Genomic DNA, 7,286 nt, shown 5'->3' on the forward strand with positions numbered 1-7,286 from the left:
CAGCGATACAGGGCTCGGCGGCATGCTCGAGCGCGGCTTCGAAGCGGTCCTGCGCGGCTACGACAGATTGCTCAAGCTTTGCTTCCGCTTCCACCCGTTCGTTTTCGCGATCTTCCTGTGCACGATCGGCATGACCGTCTATCAGCTGCAAACCATGCCGAAGGGCTTTTTCCCGCTCGAAGACATCAGCCAGCTTCAGGTCACGACGCTGGCGCGCCAGGATATCTCCTTTGATGCGATGAAGGGACTCCAGGCCCAGGTTGCGGATGTTTTCGCCAAATCGCCCTATGTCGCCCATGTCGCCTCCAACGTCGGCGGCGGTGGCGGCGGTTCAGGTGCAATGAACTCGGCCCGGCTTTTTGTCGAACTGAAGCCCAAGACCGAGCGCCCGCCTCTGCAGCAGGTACTTGTCGAGCTGCGCCGGCAATTGGCTCCGATAGCGGGAATACAGGCCTTCATGTCGCCGGTGCAGAACCTGTCGGTTGGTGCGCGCGCCTCGGCCAGCCAGTACCAGCTGGTTGTCCAGAGCCTGGATGAAAGGCTGATGAACCAGTGGGCGCAGAAGCTGACTGACGCGATGACAGCCGAAAGGACCGTTTTCGCCGATGTCAGCTCCGACCTGCAGAACAATGCGCTTCAGGCGCAACTCGTCATCGACCGCGACAAGGCCGCTTCGCTCGGGATCACGGCCGACGTGCTGCGCTCGACGCTCTATGGCGGCTTCGGCACGCAGCAGGTTTCGACCATCTACACAACGAGCGATAGCTACGACGTGATCATGGAGGTCGACCCGAAGATCGACTGGACTCCCGAACGTCTGTCGGGCATCGAGGTCGCCGGCGCCAACGGTACGCTGATCCCCTTGAGCGCGTATTCGCATATCGAAAGCGTCGCGGGTGCCCTGACGGTCAACCAGCTAGGGCAGCTTCCCGCCGTTACCATCTCCTACAACCTGCCTGACAAGGTCGCCCTGGGCGACAGCATCGCCGAGATCGACAAGCTCAAGGCCCAGATCGGCATGCCGCCGAATGTCACCACTAGCTACTATGGTACGGCCAAGACTTTCCAGGATGCCGCCGCCAACCAGGGCCTGCTGATCCTTGGCGCAATCCTGACCATCTATGTCGTGCTCGGCATGCTCTATGAGAGCTTCATCCACCCGCTGACCATCCTCTCCGGTCTGCCTGCGGCGGCGGTCGGCGCGCTGCTCGCGCTTTCCTGGCTTGGCTTCGATCTGTCGGTGATTGCCGTTATCGGGCTTCTGATGCTGATCGGCATCGTCAAGAAGAATGCGATCATGATGATCGACGTCGCGCTCACCTTGCAGCGCGACGGGATGGCGCCGGCGCAGGCCATTCACAAGGCCTGCCTGATGCGGTTTCGCCCGATCATGATGACGACATTCGCCGCGATGATGAGCACCTTGCCCATCGCGCTGGGCACTGGCGCCAGCGCTGAGTTGCGCCAGCCGCTCGGCATCGCGGTCGTCGGCGGGCTCGTCGTGTCGCAGACGCTGACACTGTTCGTCACGCCGGTGCTTTATCTCTACATGGAGCGGCTTGGCGCCTGGACGCAGCAGATCTTCGCGGGCGCGAAGAAGGTTGAGCCGGAACCGGTCGAGAGCAAAAAGGAGCTCAAGGCCGCGGAGTAGCTGGGCCGAAGCAAGCCGGCCCAGCTCTCTGCTTTACGCGTAGCGCGACAGCGAAAGGTCGGCGACGTCGATCTCTGGGCGGTTTCCACCGATCATGTCGGCGAGCACGCGACCCGAGCCGCAGGCCATGGTCCAGCCCAGTGTGCCGTGGCCGGTGTTGAGGTAGAAGTTGTCGAACTTCGTGCGCCCGATGACCGGCGTGCCATCCGGCGTCATCGGCCTGAGCCCACTCCAGAAGGTGGCGCGGCTCTGGTCGCCGGCGCCGCCGAACAGGTCCTCGACCGAGAACTGCAGCGTTGCCTTGCGCGACGGCGACAGATCGGTGTTGAAGCCGGCGATCTCGGCCATGCCGCCGACGCGGATGCGGTCGCCGAGGCGGGTGATCGCGATCTTGTAGGTGTCGTCCATGACGGTGGAGACCGGCGCGCGCGCCTCGTCGACTATCGGCACGGTGATCGAATAGCCCTTCACCGGATAGACCGGCACGTTGAGCCCGAGCGGCTTGACGAAAGCCGGCGTGAAACTACCGAGAGCGCCGACGAACATGTCGGCCTCGACCTCGCCTTCCGAGGTGCTGACGGCGACGATGCGGTTGCCTTGCTGGCGCAGGCCCTCGAGCTTGACGCCGAAGCGGAACTCGACGCCGAGGCCTTCCGCGAGCTTCGCCAGTTCGTTGGTGAACTTGAAGCAGTCGCCGGTCTCGTCATTGGGCAGGCGCAGGCCGCCGGCAACCTTTTCGCGCACTGGTGCCAGGCCCGGCTCGGCGGCAACGCAGCCCGAGGCATCCAGCACCTCGAAAGGCACGCCGTCGCTCTGCAGCACCTCGATGTCCTTGGCCATGCCGTCGAGTTGCTTCTGGTAGCGGAACAGCTGCAGCGTGCCTTGCGTGCGGTGGTCGTATTCGATGCCGGTGTCTTCGCGCAGCGCAATCAGGCAGTCGCGGCTGTATTCGGCGAGCCTGACCATGCGGCTCTTGTTGAGCGCGTAGCGCGACGAGGTGCAGTTGCGCAACATCGCCGTCACCCAGCGCCAGGTCGACATGTCCAGCATCGGCTGGATGATCAGTGGCGCGTGCTTCATGAACAGCCACTTCATCGCCTTTTGCGGGATGCCGGGTGCTGCCCAGGGCGAGGCGTAGCCGGGCGAGATCTCGCCGGCATTGCCGAAGCTGGTCTCGAGCGCGGGACCCGACTGGCGGTCAAGCACGGTGACCTTGTGGCCAGCCTTGGCCAGGTAGTAGGCGGAGGTGACGCCGATGACACYGGCACCGAGAATGACTATGCGCATGATTGCCCCTGTGGTTAGCGCGCTGCCGGGCTGAGGTAGCGGCGATTGTAGCGCCGGCCCAGGCTGGTCAGGATTTCGTAGGAAATGGTGCCGGCRTCCGCCGCAATCATCTCAAGCGTCTGGTGCGGGCCGATGAGTTCGACCATGTCGCCGAGCTTGAGCGTGCCAGGCGCCAAAGCGGTGACATCGAGAATGATGCTGTCCATCGACACGCGGCCGACGATCGGCAGGCGCACGTCGCCGAAATAGGCAGCGCCCGAATTGCTGAGATGGCGCGGCAGCCCATCGGCATAGCCGGCGGCGATGGTGGCTAGCCGCATCTCCGACTTGGCAATGAAGCTCGCGCCATAGCCGATCTCGGTATCCACTGGGACGGTGCGGGTCTGCACCACGCCGACCTCGAGCCGCACCACTGGCCGCATCGGATTGCCGCTCCCGGAGTACGGCGCACCGCCATAAAGTGCGATTCCCGGACGTGCTAGGTCGCCGCGATAGTCTTCACCGAGGAAGATGCCGGCCGAATTGGCAAAGGACAGCTTGGTGTCGGGGAAGCGGCTGCGGACGAGGCCCATGCGGGCCAACTGCCGGGCATTGGCGCCATGCGCAGGCTCGTCGCCGCAGGCAAGGTGGCTCATGATGATGTCGACATGGATGCCTTCGAGGCGCGCAGGCTCGGCGAGCAGTATGTCGGCCTCCGCCTGCTCCAGCCCGAGCCGCGACATGCCCGTGTCGGCCTGGACCGCCGCCGGCAAGGTCGTGCCGCGCGCCTTGGCCGTCGCCGACCAGTTGGCGACCTGCGCGAGCGAGTTCAGCACCGGGACGATGCCGAGGTCGGCGCAATCATTCTCGCTGCCCGGCAAAAGACCGTTGAGCACGAGGATGCGTGCGTCGGCGGCGAGGTGAGGCTTYAGCCTGACTGCCTCGATGAAATGCGCGACGAAGAAGTCGCGGCAGCCGGCGTCGTAGAGCACGGGTGCGACCTCCGCCACGCCGAGCCCATAGGCGTCGGCCTTGACCACCGCTGCGGCCTTGCCGGGCGCGGTTTGCCGGCACAGATGCTCGTAATTCGCCGCAAGCGCTGCCAGATCAATGGTCAGCACGCCACAAGCCGCACGGCTTTCGATGTCGCTTTGCGCACTCATGTTCATTTCCGGAAAACGGTCCTCACCAAGCCAAGAGAATACCGCAATGATCGGCGGAAATCTTGCCAATGTGACGAAGCTTGTGCGAACAACGACGATGAATTGAAATTTTCTTCGGTGATTTGAAAGGAAATGCGATGTCCTCTCTGGATGCTATCGACCGTGGCATCATCCGGGCGTTGCGTGCCAATGCGCGCGTCAGCAACGCCAAGCTGGCGGCTGAGGTCGGGCTGTCGGCATCGGCATGCCTGCGGCGGGTGCAATTGCTGGAGCAGGAAGGCGTGATCCGTGGCTATACCGCGATCATCGGCAACGCCGCCGCCGACGAGGGCATCGCCGTCATCGTCCAGATCACGCTGGAGCGGCAGACCGAGGAATATTTCAACCGCTTCGAGCTTGCGGTGCGGCGCTATCCCGAGATCAAGGAGTGCTACCTGATGACCGGCGACTCTGATTATTTCTTGCGCGTAGAGGTGGCGAGTGCCGCCGATTTCGAGCGCGTGCACAAGGAGATTCTGTCGGCGCTGCCGGGGCTCGCTCGCATCCATTCGAGCTTTTCGATCCGCAACATCTTGCAGTCGAAGCGGCCGAAGACGTCGTGAAGAAAAGCCGACGCCCTTTTGGGCGCCGGCTTGAATGCCGCCTAGACGGCTGCCTGGGTCACGAATTTGGTGACCAGATAGGCCTCGAGCGCTTCCGATCCGCCTTCCGAGCCATAGCCGCTGTCCTTGATGCCGCCGAACGGCGTTTCCGGCAGCGCCAGGCCCAGATGATTGATCGTCAGCATGCCGGTCTCGATCTCGGCGCCGAGGTCCGTCACCGTCTTGTTCGACTTGGTGAAGGCATAGGCCGCAAGCCCGTAGGGCAGGCGGTTGGCCTCAGTCACGACATCGTCGAAGCTCTTGAACGGCACAACCAAAGCGACCGGGCCGAAGGGCTCCTCGTTCATGATGCGCATGTCGGTGCGCAGGCCTGACAGCACCGTCGGCTCGAAATAGGAGCCTTTGTTGCCGATGCGCTTGCCGCCGGTCTCGATCTTGGCGCCGTCGGCGACGGCTTCATTGATCAGCTTTTCGACGGCTTCCAGACGGCGTTCGTTGACCAGCGGGCCCATGCGGCTGCTGGCGTCGAGACCATCGCCGACCTTCACCGCCTTGGCATGTTCGACGAACTTGCCGAGGAAGCGGTCGTAGGAGCCTTCCTGGATCAGGAAGCGCGTCGGCGACACGCAGACCTGGCCGCCATTGCGGAATTTCGAGGCGGCGAGCGTTGCTGCTGCGGCATCGATGTCGGCGTCGTCGAACACCATCGCCGGCGCATGGCCACCGAGTTCCATCGTCGCACGCTTCATATGCGTGCCGGCAAGGGCTGCCAGATGTTTGCCGACCGGCACCGAACCGGTGAACGACACCTTGCGGATCACCGGATGCGGCACGAGATACCCCGAAATTTCAGGCGGATTGCCATAGACAAGATTGAGCACGCCGTCGGGCAGGCCGGCATCCCTGAAGATGTCGCCGAGGCAAGCTGGCGAGGCAGGCGTTTCTTCCGGCGGCTTGACGATGATCGAGCAACCGGTGGCGAGAGCCGCGCCGATCTTGCGCACCGCCTGCGACACCGGGAAGTTCCACGGCGTGAACGCCGCCACCGGGCCGACAGGCTCTTTGACGACGAGCTGCTGGATACCCGGAGCGCGGGCCGGAATGACGCGGCCATAGGTGCGGCGGCCTTCTTCGGCRAACCAGTCGAACAGGTCGGCCGAGGACAGTATCTCCATCTTGGCTTCGCCGACCGGCTTGCCCTGTTCCTGCGTCATCAGCGCTGCGATCGCGTCGGCGCGTTCGCGCATCAGCTCTGCGGCGCGACGCAACACTTTGCTGCGCTCGAACGGCGAGACCTTGCGCCACACCTTGAAGCCGCGTTCGGCGGCGGCGAGTGCCCGGTCGAGGTCGCCCTTGCCGGCCGAAGCGACCTTGCCGATCACCTCGTTGGTCGCGGGATTATAGACGTCGATGGTCTTGCCGCCTTCAGCAGCCGTCCATTTGCCGTCGATGAACAGTTTCACTTCCGGGTACATTTTGTGTCCTTGCTGAGTCGTCGTGAGGATTGGGCGGGGGCTTGCGTCGGTGCTGGCCTAGACGCGAGTCTGGGAGGCTTGGCTAGAGATAGGTTGGCGCAAGTCTTTGTGCCACCAGTTCAGCGATCGCCAGCGACGAGGTCAGTCCCGGGCTTTCGATGCCGAACAGGTTGACCAGGTTTTTGACGCCATGGCTTTCCGGACCCTGGATGACGAAGTCGGCCGCAGGCTCGCCGGGGGCCGAGAGCTTGGGGCGGATTCCGCTATAGGTCGGGCTCAAGCTGCCGTCGGCGAGGTCGGGCCAGTATTTGCGGATCTCGCCATAGAAATGGTCGGCGCGACGAGGATTGACCGCGTAGTCCTTTTCTTCGATCCACTCGACGTCGGGGCCGAAGCGCATGCCACCATTGAGGTCGATTGTCAGGTGCACGCCAAGCCCGCCCGGCTCGGGCACCGGATAGATCAGCCTGGAAAAGGCTCGTTTGCCTGTGACCGAGAAATAATTGCCGCGCGCCATCAGAAGCTTTGGCACGAATTGCGGATTGAGGCCGTCGAGCCTGCTGGCGAGTGCGTTCGCGCCGAGCCCGGCTGCGTTGACGAAATGGCGAGCAGCGATCTCGTAGTCGCTGCCGGTGCTGCGGTCATGCGTTTGCAGCACGAAACGATCAGCTTCGACCCGTCCCGACACGATCTCGGTGTTGAGGCTCAGATATGAGCCACACTCCTCGGCCTCGCCGAGCAGCGCCAGCATCAACGCGTGGCTGTCGACGATGCCGGTCGAGGGCGACAGCACGGCGGCAGTGCACGTCAGCCTCGGCTCCATGGCAGTCGCTTCGGCAGCGCTCAGCATGACGAGGTCATCGACGCCGCACGCTTTGGCTTTGTCGATGATGCCTGCAAGCATCGCCACCTGCTCGGGCAGCGTCGCCACGATTAGCTTGCCACAACGCTTGTGCGGGATGTTGCGTTCGTCGGCATAGGCATAGAGCTTCGCCCGGCCTTCGACACAGAGCTTCGCCTTCAGGCTGCCGGCGGGGTAATAGATACCGGCGTGGATCACCTCCGAGTTGCGCGAGCTGGTCTCGGTGCCGATGGCATCTGCCGCCTCGATGATAACAGTTTCCATGCC

6 protein-coding genes are annotated in these 7,286 nt (G+C 63.5%); 2 read left to right on the forward strand and 4 right to left on the reverse strand.

Features of this window, described 5'->3' with window-relative positions; translation table 11 throughout:
* A partial coding sequence (locus AC1DUU_RS18540) for an efflux RND transporter permease subunit (protein WP_476784871.1) occupies positions 1-1,651 on the forward strand: 1,651 nt, incomplete at its 5' end.
* A 33-nt stretch (positions 1,652-1,684) separates the two neighbouring features.
* On the opposite strand, the gene AC1DUU_RS18545 is transcribed toward AC1DUU_RS18540, so the two are convergent.
* Positions 1,685-2,938 carry a D-amino acid dehydrogenase gene (locus AC1DUU_RS18545; protein ID WP_476784872.1) on the reverse strand — a complete coding sequence of 418 codons (1,254 nt, stop codon included), beginning with the start codon at positions 2,936-2,938 and terminating at the stop codon, positions 1,685-1,687.
* A 14-nt stretch (positions 2,939-2,952) separates the two neighbouring features.
* Positions 2,953-4,086 carry an alanine racemase gene (gene alr, locus AC1DUU_RS18550; protein ID WP_476784873.1) on the reverse strand — a complete coding sequence of 378 codons (1,134 nt, stop codon included), beginning with the start codon at positions 4,084-4,086 and terminating at the stop codon, positions 2,953-2,955.
* A 131-nt stretch (positions 4,087-4,217) separates the two neighbouring features.
* On the opposite strand from alr, the gene AC1DUU_RS18555 reads away from it, so the two are divergent.
* Complete coding sequence (locus AC1DUU_RS18555) at positions 4,218-4,682, forward strand: Lrp/AsnC family transcriptional regulator (protein ID WP_476784874.1); 465 nt, start codon at positions 4,218-4,220, stop codon at positions 4,680-4,682.
* Between the two features lie 41 nt (positions 4,683-4,723).
* On the opposite strand, the gene AC1DUU_RS18560 is transcribed toward AC1DUU_RS18555, so the two are convergent.
* Together AC1DUU_RS18560 and AC1DUU_RS18565 are read right to left on the reverse strand one after the other, a co-directional pair.
* On the reverse strand, positions 4,724-6,157 hold the full coding sequence (locus AC1DUU_RS18560) for an NAD-dependent succinate-semialdehyde dehydrogenase (protein WP_476784875.1): 1,434 nt from the start codon (positions 6,155-6,157) through the stop codon (positions 4,724-4,726).
* An 82-nt stretch (positions 6,158-6,239) separates the two neighbouring features.
* The coding region (locus AC1DUU_RS18565; protein WP_476784876.1) for an NAD(P)/FAD-dependent oxidoreductase at positions 6,240-7,286 on the reverse strand (1,047 nt) is incomplete at its 5' end.

The sequence above is a fragment of the Aminobacter sp. P4_H6_2 genome, from assembly GCF_056400805.1.

What these genes read in the sequence shown, in the direction of transcription:
- AC1DUU_RS18555 (WP_476784874.1), top strand. Translation starts at nt 4,218, where the DNA reads ATGTCCTCTCTGGATGCTATCGACCGTGGCATCATCCGGGCGTTGCGT.